Here is a 17,864-nt window from a genome sequence, read left to right as displayed (position 1 = left end):
GTTGTGCGGGCTCAGCTCAGCGACTTCAGTCGATAAAGCGCTTCCAGGGCCTGCTTCGGCGTGAGTTCGTCGGGTTCCAGCGAGGCCAGGGCATCGAGCGCGGCAGACGAAGGTGCGAACAGGCCGAACTGCTGTGGTGCATCCAGCGCCACTGGCGCCAGTGACGGCATCGGCGCATCGCGGCTTTGCTGTTCCAGTTCGGCAAGGCGTCCGCGCGCCTGTTGCACGACCGCTTTCGGCAGGCCGGCGAGGGCGGCAACCTGCAGTCCGAAACTGCGATCAGCCGGGCCGTCCTTGACCGCATGCATGAACACCAGCTGGTCGCCATGCTCGACGGCGTCGAGATGGACGTTGGCGATGCCGCTGCCGGGTTCGGCCAGCGTGGTCAGTTCGAAGTAGTGCGTGGCGAACAGCGTGTAGGCACGATTGTGGTGGGCCAGGTGCCGCGCACAGGCCTCCGCCAGCGCAAGGCCGTCGTAGGTCGAAGTACCGCGGCCGATCTCGTCCATCAGCACCAGCGACTGCGCGGTGGCGTGGTGGAGGATGTAACTGGTCTCGCTCATCTCGACCATGAAGGTCGATTGCCCGCGTGCCAGGTCGTCGCCAGCGCCGATGCGGGTGAGGATGCGGTCGATCGGGCCGATGGTCGCGCGCGAAGCCGGCACGAAGCTGCCGGTGTGCGCGAGCAGCACGATCAGCGCGTTCTGCCGCATGTAGGTGGATTTACCGCCCATGTTCGGGCCGGTGATCACCAGCATGCGGCGGTCTTCGCGCAGGACCAGGTCGTTGGGTTCGAATGGATCGCTGCGCACGGCTTCGACCACCGGGTGGCGGCCGCGCTCGATGTGCAGGCCGGGTTCGTCGCCCAGGGTCGGTGCGACCCAGTCCAGCGCCTGGGCGCGTTCGGCGAAGCAGCACAGCACGTCGAGCTCGGCGAGCGCTCCGGCGCAGCGCTTGAGCGGTTCAAGACGCTCGTTGAGCACGTCGAGCAGCTGTTCGTAGAGCAGCCGCTCGCGACTGAGCGAACGCTCGCGGGCCGACAGCACCTTGTCCTCGAACTGCTTGAGCTCCTCGGTGATGTAGCGCTCGGCGCCGGTCAGGGTCTGGCGGCGGGTGTAGTGCGTCGGCGCCTTGTCGGACTGGCCCTTGCTGATCTCGATGTAGTAACCGTGGACGCGGTTGTAGCCGACCTTGAGGGTGGCGATGCCGCTGCTGGCGCGCTCGCGTGCCTCGAGGTCGATCAGGAACTGGTCGGCGTGCGTCGACAGCGTGCGCAGTTCGTCGAGTTCGGCGTCGTAGCCTTCGGCGAACACGCCGCCGTCGCGGGCGAGCACCGGCGGTTGCGTGACGATCGCCGACTGCAACAGGTGCGCGTGCTCGTCGTGCTCGCCCAGTTCCGCCGCCAGTGCTGCCAGGTGCGGTGAGTCCAGCGGCGCCAGCCCGGCGCGGACGTCGGGCAGCATGCCCAGGCCGTCGCGCAGCGTCGACAGGTCGCGCGGGCGGGCACTGCGCAGGGCGATGCGCGAGAGGATGCGTTCGAGATCGCCCAGTGCGCGGAAGCGCTCGCGCAGCGCATCGCCGGCGCGTGAATCGAGCAGCGTCGCCACGGCGTGCTGGCGCAGGCGCAGCGGCGTGCGCTCGCGCAGCGGGCGGTGCAGCCAGCGCCGCAGCAGGCGGCCGCCCATCGGGGTGATGGTCGAATCGAGCACGCCGAGCAGGGTGTGGCGATGGTCGCCATCGAGGCGGCTGTCGATTTCCAGGTGGCGGCGGGTCGCGGCATTCATCGCGATCGCGCCGTCGCCGGACTCGACCGCGATCGAGGTCAGGTGCGGCAAGCGCTGCTTCTGGGTCTCTTCGACGTAGCCGAGCAGGGCCGCGGCGGCGGCGATGGACAGCGGTTTGTCTTCCAGGCCGAAGCCGGACAGGTCGTGCAGGTTGAAGAAACGCAGCAGCTGGCGGCGGCCGCTGTCGGCGTCGAACAGCCACGGCGCGCGACGGCGCAGGCCGGTGCGTTCGGCCAAGAACGGCGCCCAGCCATCTTCGTCGGCGATCAGGGTCTCGGCCGGCTCCAGTCGCGCCAGTTCGGCCTCAAGGGCGTCCTCGTTGGCCACTTCGTTGACCAGGAAGCGGCCGCCGGCAAGGTCGGCCCAGGCCAGGCCGTAGCCGGACTTGCCCCGCGCAATGGTCAGCAGCAACGTATCGCGGCGCTCGTTGAGCAGCGCTTCGTCGGTAACGGTGCCGGGGGTGACGATCCGCACCACCTTGCGCTCGACGATGCCCTTGGCCAGGGCCGGGTCGCCGATCTGCTCGCAGATCGCCACCGATTCGCCCAGCGCCACCAGGCGCGCCAGGTAACCTTCGGCGGAGTGGTGCGGCACGCCGGCCATCGGGATCGGCTGGCCGCCGGACTGGCCACGCTGGGTCAGGGTGATGTCGAGCAGGCGCGCGGCCTTGCGCGCGTCATCGAAGAACAGCTCGTAGAAGTCGCCCATGCGGAAGAACAGCAGCACGTCCGGATGCTCCGCCTTGGCGGCGAAAAACTGCTTCATCAGGGGCGTGTGCTCGGGCGGCCGTTCGGCTGAACTCATGGATCGTGGATCTTCGTATGCGTGCGGGAGGGCCGGCGTGGGGGCCGGCTGGGAAGGTCGCTAGGCTATCAGCCGGGGGCGGGTTCGGGACCCCGTTGCCGGCGGGGCGGATTCGTGCTCGGCGGGCGACCAGGTCAAGGTGGGTCCCGGCGTTCGCCGGGACGACGGGCTGGCGCCTGCTGCACTGCCACATGGTCTGTCCGGCGGACATGTTACGTTTCCGTTGCCGTTCGCTGCCGTACGCCCATCGGGACCGTGTTGCGTTTGGATGGGAGGTGTCGCCGGTCGCGCCAAAAGGGGGCGTGTGCATTGGCTGTGGGTAGGCACCGTACATCCAATAACTCGAGGGGAGGGGACGCGATGGTTTCGTGCAAGCCAGTTGTTTCAGTGGGCACCACCAGGGTCGTCACCAGGAAACTGCTGGCGCTCGCAATCGCGACGACACTCGCGACGCCGGTCTGGTCGGTCCAGGCCCAGGAGGGCGCAGCGGCCCCGGTACTGCAGGGTGGCCAGCTCAGGAAGGACGAGTCGAAGAAGAAGGACGACGAGCCGACCACGTTGGCCGCCATGACGGTCACCGCGCAGAAGCGCGAGGAAGCGCTGCAGGACGTGCCGATTTCGATCACGGCGTTGCCCGAGCAGTTGCTGCAGGACACCGGCGTGCGTGACGTCAAGGACGTGCAGGTGCTGGTGCCTGGCCTGACGGTTACCAGTACCCAGAGCGAGGCACAGACCACCGCGCGCATCCGCGGCATCGGCACCGTCGGCGACAACGCCGGCCTGGAATCGTCGGTCGGCGTGGTCATCGACGGCGTCTACCGGCCGCGCAACGGCGTCGGCTTCGGCGACCTCGGCGAGGTCGAGCGCATCGAAGTGCTGAAGGGGCCGCAGGGCACCGTGTTCGGCAAGAACACCTCCGCCGGCGTGATCAACGTGATCACCAAGCGCCCGCATTACATCACCCAGGTCGAAGGCGAGCTGACCGTCGGCAACTACAACGCGGTCGGCGTCGCCGGCTCGCTCAACGTGCCGATCAGCGACATTTCGGCATTCCGCGTCTACGCCGCCAAGCGCAAGCGCGACGGTTTCACCGACGTGCATACCGGCGGCGGCCCGCGCGTGGAGACCGAAGACGGCGACCAGAACTTCCACACCCTGCGCGGCCAGCTGCTGCTGGAGCCGACCGACAACCTCGACATCAATTTCATCGCCGACTTCACCAGTCGCGAGGAGAACTGCTGCGTCGGCGTGACCACGGTACGCGGCGCCACCGGCGACATCGTCAATGCACTGTCGCCGGACGAAGGCGTGGCGCCGGCGGCCGATCCGTTCGCGCGCGTGGCCTGGAGCAACCGCAGCACCAAGCAGGACATCAAGGACAAGGGCGTTGCCGCCGAGGTCAACTGGATCACGCCGTGGTTCAGCGGCGCGACACTGACCTCGATCACCGCGTGGCGCGAGTGGGATTCGATCAACGGCCTGGACTTCGACTTCAGCAGCGCCGACATCCTCTACCGCAACGGCGAAGAGGACGAATCGCTGACCGGCTTCGAGACCTTCACCCAGGAGTTCCGCCTGACCGGCTCCAGCGACAGCATCGACTGGATGGTCGGCCTGTTCTATTCGGACGAAGACCTCGACCGCAACGAGACCTACCGCATCGGCAATGCTTACGAGCCGTACCTGTCGGTGGCGCTGCTGTCGATGATCAACCCGGCGCTGGGCCGCAGCCCTACCGCGCCACTGTTCCTGTCGCAGGCCTCGGGCCGGCCGTTCGGCACGGTGTTCGCCGGTTTCGGTGCCGATGACGTCTACAAGCAGAACGCAAAGAGCGCGGCCTTCTTCACCAACAACACCTGGCACGCGACCGACGCGCTCGACCTGACCCTGGGCCTGCGCTACACCCGCGAAGAGAAGGAGCTCGATTCGGCCTACAGCAATCCCAACGGCAGCCCGGGCTGCTCGGCGATGCTCGGGCCCGGCGGACAGCAACGCGTGGCAGCGGCGCTGCTCGCGCGCGGCGTGCCGCAGGCGGCGTTGCCGACGGTGATCCCGCAGGTGATCGGCTTCTCCTGCCTGCCGTGGGCCAACCCGCTGCACAACGGCCGCGTGACGCACCAGGAGCGCGACGAGAAGGAATGGTCCGGTACGCTCAAGGCCGCATACCGCTGGAACGAGCACTGGATGGGCTACGCCTCGGCCGCGCGCGGCTACAAGGCCGGCGGCTTCAACCTCGACCGCGTGCAGTCCAACACCGGCCTGTCCAGCGGTGGCTCGGGCATCCTGCCGGTCAACGACACCTCGTTCCCGGGTGAGTTCGTCGACAGCTACGAGCTCGGCGCCAAGACCACCTGGAACGATGGCAACCTGCTGCTCAACGCCACGCTGTTCCACCAGACCTACGAGGATTTCCAGCTCAACAGCTTCCTCGGCACCAGCTTCGTGGTGCGCTCGATCCCGGAAGTCGTGTCCAAGGGCATCGACACCGAGGTGCTGTGGCAGGCCACGCGCGGGCTGATGGTGCAGGGCGGTGTGACCTACGCCGATACCCGTTACGGCGACAGCATTCCCGGCGGCGATTTCGTCGCACCCACCGGCGCGCTGTACAAGCTGCCGGGCAGCCGGGTCAGCTTCGCGCCGTACTGGTCGACCTCGGCCTCGGTGACTTACGACTATCCGTTCGCGGGTGACCTGCTGGCGCGCTTCAACCTCGGCGCCAAGTACATGTCCGAGTACAACACCGGCTCGGACCTGGACGTGGAGAAGGTCCAGGAAGGATTCACCGTGGTCAATGCACGCATCGGCATCGGCAAGCAGAACCGCAACTGGATGGTCGAGCTGTGGGCGCTGAACCTCACCGACGAGGATTACGTCCAGGTCGGCTTCGACGCGCCGCTGCAGAACGTCTCGCCTGCGCCGAACAATCCGTTCAACTCGTTCAACGGATTCCTCGGTGCGCCGCGCACGTATGGCATGACGTTGCGGATCCTGTACTGATACACGGCGCTCGAAATGCCCCTCTCCCGCGCGCGGGAGAGGGGTTGGGGTGAGGGCCGCTGCGCTTGCGGCTATCATGCCGCCATGAAGAACGACGTCTCCGATGCCGCCCTGCATCGCCTCGCCGAGCAGGTAGGCGAAGCGGCCCGCAACCACCGCCAGACCCTGGTCACGGCCGAGAGCTGCACCGGTGGCTGGATCGCCAAGATGCTCACCGACATTCCCGGTTCCTCGAACTGGTTCGAAGCGGGCATGGCGGCGTACAGCTACGAGGCCAAGCAGGCGCTGCTGGGCGTGCGTCCGCAGACACTCGAGCAGCACGGTGCCGTCAGTCGCGACACCGTGATCGAGATGGTCTCCGGTGCGCTGGTGCATTCCGGCGCAACGCTGGCCGTCGCCGTGACCGGCATCGCCGGACCCGGTGGCGGCACCGAGGACAAGCCGGTCGGCACCGTCTGGATCGCCTGGAAACGACGCGGCGGATACCCCACGGCGGTGACCTTCCATTTCGACGGCGACCGCGACGACGTGCGCCGGCAGACCGTGGCCGCGGCCCTGCACGGGCTGGTCGAGCTGATGGCCTGACGTCGGAAGGCGGCGGGGCTTGACGGCGGGAAAAGTCCGTTAGTAGTATTGCTACTAATGGACATCACCGACACCCAGCGCGCCATCCTCACCCTGATCGCCGAGCGGATCGAAGCCGAGGGCGTGCCGCCTTCGCAGACCGAGATCGCCCGGGCCATGGGCTTCAGCAGCGTACGGGCGGCCCAGTACCACCTCGAGGCGCTCGAGCTGGCGGGCGCGATCCAGCGGGTGCCGGGACGGGCGCGCGGCATCCGCCTGGTGGCGCCGGTGGGCGAGGTGGCCGACACGGTGGCTGTCCAGGCCGCCGATGCCACCGCCGATGCCATCTCCGATGACGCCCTGCGCCTGCCGGTGCTGGGGCAGGTTGCTGCCGGCCGGCCGATCGGTGCCGACATCGGCTCGGACGACTTCGTCCTGCTCGACCGCGTGTTCTTCTCGCCGACGCCGGACTACCTGCTCAAGGTCAAGGGCGACTCGATGCGCGACGAGGGCATCTTCAACGGCGACCTGATCGGCGTGCACCGCACGCGTGACGCCCGCTCGGGCCAGATCGTGGTCGCGCGCATCGACGACGAGATCACCGTCAAGCTGCTCAAGATCGGCAAGGACCGCATCCGCCTGCTGCCGCGCAATCCCGACTACGCGCCGATCGAGGTCGAGCCCGACCAGGATTTCGCCATCGAAGGGCTTTACTGCGGCCTGGTGAGGCCGAATCGATGAGCGCCTCCACGGCCTTTTCCCACCTTCCCCCTCGGAGTGCGCCAATGGCCGCCGTTTCCCTGATCAAACAAATTTGCGCTGCACGCACGGGAGTCTCAGTCCGTGCGACCTGCCAAGCCTAAGTTGCCTCCGACACGAATGCCGTCTTCACGGCAATACGACCAACACGACCTCAAGGACTCCACGATGGACGAGAACAAGAAGCGCGCCCTTTCGGCCGCCCTGGGCCAGATCGAGAAGCAGTTCGGCAAGGGCTCGGTGATGCGCATGGGTGACCGCGTGGCGGAGCCGGCCGAAGTCATCGGCACCGGTTCGCTGATGCTCGACATCGCCCTCGGCATCGGCGGCCTGCCCAAGGGTCGCGTCGTCGAGATCTACGGTCCGGAGTCCTCGGGCAAGACCACGCTGACCCTGCAGACGATTGCCGAATGCCAGAAGCTGGGCGGCACCGCGGCCTTCGTTGACGCCGAGCATGCGCTCGACCCGACCTACGCCTCCAAGCTCGGCGTCAACGTCGACGACCTGCTGGTCAGCCAGCCCGACACCGGCGAGCAGGCACTGGAAATCGCCGACATGCTGGTGCGTTCGGGCGCGGTCGACATGGTCGTGGTCGACTCGGTCGCCGCGCTGACCCCGCGCGCCGAAATCGAAGGCGAGATGGGTGATCAGCTGCCGGGCCTGCAGGCCCGCCTGATGAGCCAGGCGCTGCGCAAGCTGACCGGCAACATCAAGCGCTCCAACTGCATGGTCATCTTCATCAACCAGCTGCGCATGAAGATCGGCGTGATGATGCCGGGCCAGAGCCCGGAAACCACCACCGGCGGCAATGCGCTGAAGTTCTACGCCTCGGTGCGCCTGGACATCCGCCGCATCGGCGCGATCAAGAAGGGCGACGAGATCATCGGCAACCAGACCCGCATCAAGGTGGTCAAGAACAAGCTGGCGCCGCCGTTCAAGCAGGTCGTCACCGAGATCCTGTACGGCGAGGGCATCTCGCGCGAAGGCGAGCTGATCGACATGGGCGTGGACGCCAAGCTGGTCGAGAAGTCCGGCGCCTGGTACAGCGCGTACGACGAGCGCATCGGCCAGGGCAAGGAAAATGCCCGCCAGTACCTCAAGGACAACCCCGAGGTCGCCAAGCGACTGGAAGCGGCGCTGCGCGAGAAGTTCGTGGCCACCGATGCCAAGCGTGACGAAGACGGCGACGATGCGGTCGCCGACGACTGAGCGGGTTGCAAGGAACGGGTAGGTGTCGATGCACGGCGACTTGCTGGACGAAGGCATGCCCGATGAGGGCGTGCCAGAGGATGACCTGCCGGGCAACGGTTCCGGAAACGACGTCGACCGTGACGGCACGGGTTCGGGCTCCGTGCCCGCCCGGCGCCGCGGCCGGCCGGAGCAGACGCCGTTGCAGCGAGCGCTGGGCCTGCTGGCCCGGCGCGAGCATTCGCGCAAGGAGCTCAGCCGCAAGCTGACCTCGCGCGGCCTGGATGCCGGCGACGTCGAAGCCGCCGTGGGCCGCCTGGCGGGCGAGGGCTGGCAGGACGACAAGCGCTTCGCCGAAAGCCTGGTCCGCGGCCGTGCCGGCAGCGGCTATGGGCCGGTCCGGATCCGGGCCGAGTTGGCCACCCATGGGCTCGACCGCGAGGCCATCGCCCGGGCGATGGAGACCTATGAAGGCGACTGGGCCGAGAACGCCCGCGAGCTGGTCCAGCGCCGGTTCGGGCCCGGGGTCACCGAAGAACTGAACCTGCGGCGCAAGGCCGCGGATTTCCTGATGCGGCGGGGTTTCGACGGTGCCAGCGTGCGCGCCGCCACCCGGTTCGATCCGGACGATTGACCCTGGTCCGGGGGCCGTCTGGCCTTCGCGCAGAGCTTGCGCGGTCCTGTTAACCTAACCGGCTTTCGGGTCCTGGGTTGCCTGCTCCTGTCGACGCCCCCATCGTGAGGGCATGGGCCGGTCCGCCCAGTCCGGTCCCGTCACAGACTCCGCGCCCAGGCATGAAGAACCCGCATCACATCAGCACCAGCGAAATCCGCAGCGATTTCCTCGAATTCTTCCGTGGCAAGGGCCACACGATCGTGCCGTCGGCGCCGCTGGTGCCCGCCAACGATCCGACGTTGCTGTTCACGAACTCGGGCATGGTCCAGTTCAAGAACGTCTTCCTCGGCAGTGAAAAGCCCGGCTACGTGCGCGCGGCCGACGTGCAGCGCTGCCTGCGTGCCGGCGGCAAGCACAACGACCTCGACCAGGTCGGCTACACCGCGCGCCACCACACCTTCTTCGAGATGCTGGGCAACTGGTCCTTCGGCGACTACTTCAAGGAAGACGCGATCGCGTGGGCCTGGGAGCTGCTGACCAAGGTCTGGAAGCTGCCGGCCGAACGCCTGCTGGTCACGGTCTACCACACCGATGACGAGGCCTATGCCATCTGGAACCAGAAGATGGGCATCCCGGCCGAGCGCATCATCCGCATCGGCGACAACAAGGGTGCGCCGTTCGCGTCGGACAATTTCTGGCAGATGGCCGACACCGGTCCCTGCGGTCCGTGCACCGAGATCTTCTTTGACCACGGCGACCACATCGCCGGTGGCCCGCCGGGTTCGCCGGACGAGGACGGTGACCGTTTCATCGAGATCTGGAACCTGGTCTTCATGCAGTTCGACCGCCAGCCCGACGGCACCCTGGTGCCGTTGCCGGCACCGTGCGTCGACACCGGCATGGGCCTGGAGCGCCTGGCCGCCGTGCTGCAGGGCGTGCATGGCAACTACGAGATCGACCTGTTCCGCCACCTGATCGCCAAGGCCGCCGAGTTCACCTCGACCGCCGACCTGGGCAACAAGTCGCTGCGCGTGATCGCCGATCACATCCGCGCCTGTTCGTTCCTGATCGTCGACGGCGTGCTGCCGAGCAACGAAGGCCGCGGCTACGTCCTGCGCCGGATCATCCGTCGGGCCCTGCGCCACGGCTGGATGCTGGGCCAGAAGGGTCCGTTCTTCAGCCGCATGGTCGCGCCGCTGGTCGAAGTGATGGGCGATGCCTATCCGGAACTGACCGCCAAGCGCGAGTTCGTCGAGCGCGCGTTGCTGGCTGAAGAGGAGCGCTTCGCCGAAACGCTCGATTCGGGCATGCGCATCTTCGACGAAGTGGCTTCGCGTTCCACCGGGGTGATCCCGGGTGCCGATGCGTTCCGCCTCTACGACACCTACGGGTTCCCGGTCGACCTGACCGCCGACATCGCGCGCGAGCGCGGCCTGTCGGTCGACATGGCCGGCTTCGACCAGTCGATGGAAGAGCAGCGCCGCAAGGCGCGCGAGGCCGGCAAGTTCGGCAACGCCACCACGATGCCGGCCGAGCTGGCCGCGCAGCTGTCGCCGACCCGCTTCCTGGGCTACGACGAACTCGGCGCCGACGACCTGCACGTGTTGGCCCTGCTCAAGGACGGTCGCCCGGTCGACCAGATCGAAGCCGGCGACGACGCGGTGGTGATCCTCGATCGCACGCCGTTCTACGCCGAAAGCGGCGGCCAGGTTGGCGACACCGGCGACCTGGAAGCCGGCGCGGCGCGTTTTGCCGTGCGCGATACGCAGAAGTTCGCCGGCCAGTTCCATGGCCACGTCGGCAACCTCGCCAGTGGCTCGCTCAAGCGCGGCGATCGCGTCCGTGCCAGCGTCGACGCAGTGCGTCGTGCCGCAACGGTGCTCAACCATTCCGCCACGCACCTGCTGCATTCGGCACTGCGCAGCGTGCTCGGCGACCATGTCACCCAGAAGGGCTCGCTGGTCGCACCCGACCGCCTGCGTTTCGACTTCGCCCACTTCGCCCCGGTCAGTGCCAGCGACCTGGCCGAGATCGAGCGTCGCGTGAATGCCGAAGTGCGTCGAAACCATGCCGCCGAAGTGCACCACATGGGCATGCAGGAAGCGCTGGATTTCGGCGCGATGGCGCTGTTCGGCGAGAAGTACGGCGATGAAGTGCGCGTGCTGCGCATGGGCGATACCTCGACCGAACTGTGCGGCGGCACGCATGTGTCGCGCACCGGTGACATCGGTCTGTTCAAGATCGTTTCCGAAGGCGGTGTCTCCGCTGGCGTGCGTCGCATCGAGGCATTGACCGGGCAGGGCGCGCTGGACTTCGTCGCCGAGGAAGAGCGTCGTCTCGACGAAGCCGCCAGCCTCCTGGGTGGCAACGCCGCCGACGTCGCCGACAAGCTGCGCAGCCTGCTCGACCGGCAGAAGAAGCTCGAGCGCGAGCTCGAGTCGATCAAGGCCAAGGCCGCGTCCGGCGCGACGTCCGACCTGGGCGCTTCGGCGGCGCAGGTCGGGGCGATCAAGGTCGTCGCCACGCGCCTGGAGGGCTTCGACGCCAAGGCGCTGCGCGATGCGGTCGATCGCCTCAAGCAGCAGCTCGGCGACAGCGTGATCGTGCTGGCCGGCACCAACGACGGCAAGGCGGCCCTGGTCGCCGGCGTCAACGGTGCCGCGGCGGGCAAGGTCAAGGCCGGGGAACTACTGGCCCACGTGGCCAGTCAGATCAACGGCAAGGGCGGTGGTCGTGCCGACATGGCCCAGGGCGGCGGCGATGATGGCCCGGCGCTGGTCGAGGCGCTGGCAGGCGTCGCGGGCTGGGTCGAAGGCAAGCTTAGCTGAACGAGAAACATGACCTTCTGCGGTTGCGGTCACGTTTGACCGGCCGCTAATATGGTTCACGTTTGTGTACAGAACTGGAGGCGCTCCCGGGAGCGTCCATTTGCCGGCGGCGGACCTGCCGGCTATAGGAGATGTTAGATGCTGATCCTGACGCGTCGCGTCGGTGAGACCCTGATGATCGGCGACTCGGTGACTGTCACCGTGCTCGGCGTCAAGGGCAACCAGGTGCGTATCGGAATTACTGCACCGAAAGATGTCGCTGTGCACCGCGAAGAGATCTACCAGCGAATCCAGCGCGGCGAAGAACCCGCTGACGATGCGGGCAAGAATACCGACGGCTGACACAAATTGTTTGCCGTGCGCGGGGCGAGCCGTTATGCTTTGCGCCCGCGCCGAACCGAGCTGTAATGGTTCGGAGCAATCCGAGTTTTCTCGGAGACTTGCCCGAGAGGCCGAAGGGGCTCCCCTGCTAAGGGAGTATGGGGTCAAAAGCTCCATCGAGGGTTCGAATCCCTCAGTCTCCGCCAGTTCCACCGGCGAGGCCCGGGTTCCGCAGGAAGTGCAATGCACCCCTGAGAACGCGTCGACATGGAGGCCTTCCATGCGATGCGCGGAACCGCGGATTTCGCCAACCGTGAAGCACCTTCGGGGGTTTTGCGGGACCTGAAGATCCTCGCCGTAACGGCTGAGTGAATCGACAGGAAAATGTTCGAAAAATGTTTGACGAATCGAAATCGACCCGTCATAATTTTTCAACTCAGCGCCCGTAGCTCAGCTGGATAGAGCACCAGGCTACGAACTTGGTGGTCGGGAGTTCGAATCTCTCCGGGCGCGCCACACAAGAAAGCGAAGGGCCGATGGGAAACCATCGGCCCTTTTGCTTTGGATCAGATGCGGCCGATGGGAAACCATCGGCCCTTTTGCTTTGTGCCGCTTTCGAGCAACGGCAAATGGATCCCGGCTTTCGCCGGGATGACGGTGACGAAGCGAATGGACTACGGGCCTGGATCCCGGCTTTCGCCGGGATGACGGTGAGGTGCGCGGTTACGCGTACTGCCTTGCCGGCACTGCCGCGCCCAGGTGGTAGTAGTCGCGGTACCAGCGCACGAAATTCTCCACGCCTTGCTCGACCGTGAACTGCGGGCTGTAGCCCATGTCGTGCGCGAGGTCGCTGCAGTCGGCCTCGGTCGACGGCACGTCGCCCGCCTGCAGTGGAAGCAGCTGCAAGGTCGCCTTGCGACCCAGGCATTGCTCCAGCACCTCGATGTAGCGCAGCAGTTCCACGCTTTCGCGGCTGCCGATGTTGTAAAGCCGGTACGGCGCGACGCCGCTGCTGGCGGGATCCGGCGTTTCTCCGTCCCAGGCGTCGTCCTTCGAGGGAATGCGGTCCAAAGCGCGCACCACGCCGGTGACGATGTCGTCGATGTAGGTGAAGCTGCGCTTGTGCCGGCCATGGTTGAACACCGGCACCGGTTCGCCGGCGAGGATCGCCTTGGTGAACAGGAACAGCGCCATGTCGGGACGACCCCACGGGCCGTAGACGGTGAAAAAGCGCAGGCCCGTGCTCGGGATGCCGTACAGATGCGCGTAGCTGTGCGCCATCTGCTCGTTCGCCTTCTTGGTTGCCGCGTACAGCGTGAGCGGATGCTCGGTCGGCTGGTGCTCGGAGAAGGGCATCGACGTGTTGGCGCCGTAGACCGAACTGGTCGAGGCAAACACCAGGTGTTCGCTGCCGTGGCGACGGCAACCTTCCAGCACGTGCAGGAAGCCGGTGACGTTGCTGCTGACGTAGACGTGCGGGTTTTCCGCTGCATAGCGCACGCCCGCCTGCGCAGCCAGGTGCACCACCCGTTGCGGACGGTGGCGCTGGAACGCGGCCTCGACCGCATCGCGGTCGGCCAGGTCGGCGTGCAGGTGCGTGTAGCGGGGATGGCTGAGGAAGCGCGCCAGCCGCGCCTTCTTCAGGCCGACGTCGTAGTAGTTGTTGAGGTTGTCGAACCCCACCACTTCGTCACCGCGTCGCAGCAGCTCCAATGCGACATGCGAGCCGATGAATCCAGCCGTGCCGGTAACGAGGACCTTCATCGCGGTGGATCTCCGAAAGGGGAATGATCAAAGGTGGAAAGCGAAATCACAGCCGGCCATCGACCGCGTCGCGCGGCAGCACGTACTTGACGTCGTAGAGCACCGACACCGGCTTGCCGAGCGCTCTCACGCCCTGCGCGCCTAGCTCGGCGAACTGGCGATGGGCGACGGCCACGATCACCGCGTCGTACTCACCCGGTGCCGGAACGTCGATCGGAGTGATGCCGTACTCGGCAGCGGCCTCGTCGGCTTCGACCCAGGGGTCGTGCACGTCGACGTTGGCGTTGTAGCCACGCAGCGCGTGGACGATGTCGACCACGCGGGTGTTGCGCAGGTCCGGGCAGTTCTCCTTGAACGCCAGGCCCAGGATCAGGATCCGCGCCTGCACCGGGTTGATGCCCTTGCGCACCATCAGCCGCACGACTTCGCTGGCGATGTAGGCGCCCATGCCGTCGTTGGTGCGACGGCCGGCGAGGATGACGTCCGGGTGGTGGCCGATCTCCTGCGCCTTGTGGGTGAGGTAGTAGGGATCCACGCCGATGCAGTGGCCACCGACCAGGCCCGGGCGGAATGGCAGGAAGTTCCACTTGGTGCCGGCCGCCTGCAGCACTTCCAGCGTGTCGATGCCGAGCTTGTTGAACAGGATGGCGAGGTCGTTGATCAGCGCGATGTTGAGATCGCGCTGGGTGTTCTCGATGACCTTGGCCGCCTCGGCGACCTTCAGCGAACTGGCCTTGTGGGTGCCGGCCTCGATGATCGATCCGTAGAGCTGGTCGACGAAGTCGGCGACCTCCGGCGTCGATCCCGAAGTGATCTTGAGGATCGAGGTGAGGCGATGGTCCTTGTCGCCGGGGTTGATCCGCTCCGGGCTGTAGCCGACGAAGAAATCGCGGTTGAACACCAGCCCGGACGAGCGTTCAAGAATCGGCACGCACACTTCTTCGGTGCAGCCGGGATAGACAGTGGATTCGTACACGACCACGTCGCCGTGCTTGAGCACCTTGCCCAGGGTTTCGCTGGCGCGCGCGAGCGGGCCGAGGTTCGGGCGCTTGGCGGCGTCGATGGGCGTGGGTACGGTGACAATGTAGACATTGCACCCGCGCAGCTCCGACAGGTCGCAGCTGCAGCGCAGGCGCGGCGCGGCGGCCAGTTCGGCCGGATCGACTTCCAGCGTGCTGTCCCTGCCTTCGCGAAGCTCTTCGACACGGGCGGCGTTGATGTCGAAGCCGACCGTATCGAAATACTTCGCGAACGCGACCGCCAGGGGCAGTCCGACGTAGCCCAGGCCGACGACGCCGACCTTGACGGTCTGCAACGAGGTGGGCGCCGCCGTCGCAGGCGCGGGTGCCGCGCTTGCGGCGTGCACGGCCGCGCGGCCATCGGCGCCGCGTCCTTCACGGGCCACGCCGACAACCGGTGCGCCCTCGAAATCGGTGGTGTCCATATCGTTGGCGTCCCGCGCGCTCAGGCGTTGGCGCGGCACGCGCCGCGCGAGGGCGTGGACGGATGGCAGTGCTGGCGTTCGCGCATGGTGGCCCCTGGAAGAGGCGACATCACGGTGGTGATCTCCGGCCTCGCAGCAGATAACGCGCAGCGGGGGCCAAACAGGACGAGTGCAGGTCGCGCCTGCGTCCCGCACCGCCATCGCGGCCGATTTGGCCTGACCGTGCGCGCTCCCGCGTTGGGGGTAGTCGTAACCGACACGCAGCTGGCGCAAGGCCGGGCAGGGGGAAGCGATGACTGGGGCCATTCAACGGGCACGGTGTGCCGTATGACACTGATCCTGCCCGTACGCCCGCTCGGCGTTCCCGGCGCCATGCCCGGTGCGCCTGACCTGCGACCCTCGCGGGCGCGCTCATGCGTGGTCGCGTTCGCCGAACTCGAAGCCTGGCAGTCGTGGCTGGACGAAGCCTGGTACCTGCTCGATCCGTCCGAGCGCTCGCGCGTGTTGCATCGGCGCGTGCCCGCCGACCGCGAAGCACTGACGATCGCCTACGCCGTGCATCGCATGGTGCTGGCCGGCGTGCTCGGCATGGCCGCGGCGGAGGTGCCGCTGTCGCGCGACGAGCGCGGATGCCCCTGCCTGCCCGGAATGGCATGGCACACCAGCCTGAGCCATGCCGAGGGCGTGGCTGCATTCGCCGTCTGCGCGATGGGGCCGGTAGGCATCGACATCGAACCCTCGCTGCGCGCGATCGAACTGCCACAGGTGTCCACCAGCGTCTGCCATGCGGTCGAGGCGAGCCAGCTCGCCGGCATGCGCGAGCCGTTCTACAGCCGCGAGTTGCTGGGGCTATGGGTGCGCAAGGAAGCGTTGCTCAAGGCCGAAGGGATCGGCCTGGAACGCGAAATGACGGCGTTTGTCGCCGCCGATGGCGCGGTGATTCCGTTGACCGCGTCGACGGCCGACAACGCCGGGCCGGTGCGCCTGTCGATGCTCGAGATCGGTGCGCGATGGACCGCGGCCGTGGCGGCGCCGGTGGATGCGGTGATCGAAGGCGCCTGGTTGCGACCGGTCGGTGGCCGGGTGGTCGCCGAGCCGGCGTTGTACGTGTCGTGAGTTCGTCGTTGGGGGGATAGGCAACGACGGCCGGGTTGACGGCATGTGCCATTTCGAAAAGGCACCTGCACCAGGATCCGCCACCCCCTCGACGCAATGCACGGTTCCTCCGGCACTCCGTGCCAGGGAACCCCCACGCAGCGTGTGCGTCAACCGCATGCAGCCCACAACGAACGGCTGCATGCCCCCCGCGGGAGTGCGGTTTCATGGTCTTCGCAAAGGCAAGTCTCAAGAACCGGGCGCTCGCGCTCATCTGGGTGCTGGAACTGTTGCTGGTGATGGCGGCGGTTGCCGGCGCAGCGTGGCTGCGTTTCGTGAACGATCCGGAAGGTCACCAGATCTTCTCCGAGAACCTCGCGGTGAGGGCGTTCATGGTGGCGCTGTTCGTCACCACCGCCATGGCGGCGCTGGGCCTGTACGAAGTGCACGGTCGCCTGAACCGCTTCGAGTTCGCGCTGCGCATGCTGGTGTCGTTCGCGATCGGCGGCGTCGGGCTGATGGTGCTGTATTACCTGGTGCCTGCGGCCTACATCGGCCGCGGTGTGATCGTGATCGCGCTGATCCTGTCGCTGGTGGGGCTGGGGTTGCTGCGCCTTGGCATCCTGCAGGTGTTCGCCGGAGAGCTGTTCCGGCGGCGCATCCTGGTGCTCGGTGCCGGCCACAATGCCGACCTGATCAACAGCCGCCTGCGTCGCAACAGCGACCGCCGCGCGTTCACGCTGGTCGGTTTCGTGCCGATTCCCGGCCAGGAAACCGCAGTGCCCGCCAACCTGCACGTGGCCGCGCCCGGCGGACTTGCCGAGCTCACCCATCGCTTGCAGATCAGTGAAGTCGTGGTCGCCCCGGATGAGCGTCGTGGCGGCCTGCCGATGGACGACATGCTGGCCTGCGTGCAGCGCGGCGTGAGCATGACCGACCTGTCGACGTTCTTCGAACGCGAGGCCGGCATCGTCACCACCAACCTGGTCGATCCGTCATGGCTGGTGTTTTCCGGTGGATTCGATCATTCGACTTCGCGCTGCATGAACAAGCGCTTCTTCGACGTGCTCGCGGCCGGTGCGTTGCTGATGGTCACCTGGCCGCTGATGGCACTGGTGGCGCTGTGCATCCGCCTGGAGTCGAGCGGGCCGATCCTGTACCAGCAGACGCGGATCGGCGAGGGTGGCCGGCCGTTCGAGCTGATCAAGTTCCGCAGCATGCGCGTGGATGCCGAGACCGACGGCGTCGCGCGTTGGGCGCAGACCGGCGATGACCGCACCACGCGTGTCGGACGCTTCATCCGTATGGTCCGCCTCGACGAACTGCCGCAGCTGTTCAACATCCTGCGCGGCGAGATGAGCATCGTCGGCCCTCGGCCCGAGCGCCCGCAGTTCGTCGACATGCTCAGCCGCGAGATCCGCTACTACGCCGTGCGCCACTGCGTGAAGCCCGGGCTGACCGGCTGGGCGCAGTTGCGCTATCCCTACGGGGCCTCGGTGCGCGACGCCGAGGAGAAGCTCAAGTTCGACCTGTTCTACGTCAAGAACCATGGGCTGGCCTTCGACCTGATCATCCTGCTGCAGACGGTCGAAGTGGTGTTGTTCCAGCGCGGGGCGCGCTGAGGGCAGGGCGGGGCCGGACCTTGCGATGCAGGGTCCGGCCATGGCGCGGCTGGGGCGGCGCTTGCGCCGCCACCTGGG

12 protein-coding genes and 2 tRNA genes are annotated in these 17,864 nt (G+C 67.0%); 11 read left to right on the top strand and 3 right to left on the bottom strand.

Annotation, left to right across the window (positions count from 1 at the left end; translation table 11 throughout):
• Positions 1–11 precede the first annotated feature (11 nt).
• On the bottom strand, positions 12–2,588 hold the full coding sequence (gene mutS, locus ACFOPO_RS12455; protein ID WP_386703533.1) for a DNA mismatch repair protein MutS: 2,577 nt from the start codon (positions 2,586–2,588) through the stop codon (positions 12–14).
• 387 nt (positions 2,589–2,975) lie between these two features.
• Here mutS and ACFOPO_RS12450 point away from each other — a divergent pair, with 387 nt between their 5' ends.
• The 9 genes from ACFOPO_RS12450 to ACFOPO_RS12410 all read left to right on the top strand — a co-directional run bounded on the left by ACFOPO_RS12450 (position 2,976) and on the right by ACFOPO_RS12410 (position 12,377).
• Complete coding sequence (locus ACFOPO_RS12450) at positions 2,976–5,585, top strand: TonB-dependent receptor (protein WP_386703532.1); 2,610 nt, start codon at positions 2,976–2,978, stop codon at positions 5,583–5,585.
• Positions 5,586–5,669: 84 nt separating this feature from the next.
• Complete coding sequence (locus tag ACFOPO_RS12445; protein WP_241919760.1) at positions 5,670–6,170, top strand: CinA family protein; 501 nt, start codon at positions 5,670–5,672, stop codon at positions 6,168–6,170.
• Between the two features lie 57 nt (positions 6,171–6,227).
• The gene (gene lexA / locus ACFOPO_RS12440) at positions 6,228–6,890 is read left to right on the top strand and encodes a transcriptional repressor LexA (RefSeq protein WP_386703531.1); all 663 of its coding nucleotides are present in this window, start codon (positions 6,228–6,230) and stop codon (positions 6,888–6,890) included.
• 186 nt (positions 6,891–7,076) lie between these two features.
• Positions 7,077–8,117: a recombinase RecA gene (gene recA, locus ACFOPO_RS12435; RefSeq protein ID WP_200604811.1), complete on the top strand. Its 1,041-nt coding sequence runs from the start codon at positions 7,077–7,079 to the stop codon at positions 8,115–8,117.
• A 28-nt stretch (positions 8,118–8,145) separates the two neighbouring features.
• On the top strand, positions 8,146–8,730 hold the full coding sequence (recX, locus tag ACFOPO_RS12430; RefSeq protein WP_386703870.1) for a recombination regulator RecX: 585 nt from the start codon (positions 8,146–8,148) through the stop codon (positions 8,728–8,730).
• A 161-nt stretch (positions 8,731–8,891) separates the two neighbouring features.
• Entirely contained in the window at positions 8,892–11,540 is a 2,649-nt protein-coding gene (alaS, locus tag ACFOPO_RS12425) for an alanine--tRNA ligase (RefSeq protein ID WP_386703530.1), read from the top strand.
• A 138-nt stretch (positions 11,541–11,678) separates the two neighbouring features.
• Complete coding sequence (csrA, locus tag ACFOPO_RS12420; protein WP_200604816.1) at positions 11,679–11,882, top strand: carbon storage regulator CsrA; 204 nt, start codon at positions 11,679–11,681, stop codon at positions 11,880–11,882.
• 92 nt (positions 11,883–11,974) lie between these two features.
• Positions 11,975–12,067: transfer RNA gene (locus ACFOPO_RS12415), tRNA-Ser, on the top strand.
• 233 nt (positions 12,068–12,300) lie between these two features.
• Positions 12,301–12,377, top strand: a tRNA-Arg gene (locus ACFOPO_RS12410).
• A 207-nt stretch (positions 12,378–12,584) separates the two neighbouring features.
• Here ACFOPO_RS12410 and ACFOPO_RS12405 read toward each other — a convergent pair.
• Together ACFOPO_RS12405 and tviB are read right to left on the bottom strand one after the other, a co-directional pair.
• On the bottom strand, positions 12,585–13,625 hold the full coding sequence (locus ACFOPO_RS12405) for an NAD-dependent epimerase (RefSeq protein ID WP_386703529.1): 1,041 nt from the start codon (positions 13,623–13,625) through the stop codon (positions 12,585–12,587).
• A 46-nt stretch (positions 13,626–13,671) separates the two neighbouring features.
• Positions 13,672–14,940, bottom strand: a complete 1,269-nt coding sequence (tviB, locus tag ACFOPO_RS12400; RefSeq protein WP_386703868.1) for a Vi polysaccharide biosynthesis UDP-N-acetylglucosamine C-6 dehydrogenase TviB — start codon at positions 14,938–14,940, stop codon at positions 13,672–13,674.
• Between the two features lie 456 nt (positions 14,941–15,396).
• Here tviB and ACFOPO_RS12395 point away from each other — a divergent pair, with 456 nt between their 5' ends.
• Entirely contained in the window at positions 15,397–16,185 is a 789-nt protein-coding gene (locus tag ACFOPO_RS12395; protein WP_386703528.1) for a 4'-phosphopantetheinyl transferase family protein, read from the top strand.
• Positions 16,186–16,391: 206 nt separating this feature from the next.
• Positions 16,392–17,786 carry a TIGR03013 family XrtA/PEP-CTERM system glycosyltransferase gene (locus tag ACFOPO_RS12390; RefSeq protein WP_386703527.1) on the top strand — a complete coding sequence of 465 codons (1,395 nt, stop codon included), beginning with the start codon at positions 16,392–16,394 and terminating at the stop codon, positions 17,784–17,786.
• The last annotated feature ends 78 nt before the right edge of the window (positions 17,787–17,864 follow it).

This window comes from Lysobacter sp. GCM10012299 (assembly GCF_042649405.1).
Classification (GTDB): Bacteria; Pseudomonadota; Gammaproteobacteria; order Xanthomonadales; family Xanthomonadaceae; genus Lysobacter_J.
The sequence above is the reverse complement of the archived record's forward strand: the minus strand, read 5'-3'. Positions and strand labels throughout refer to the sequence as shown.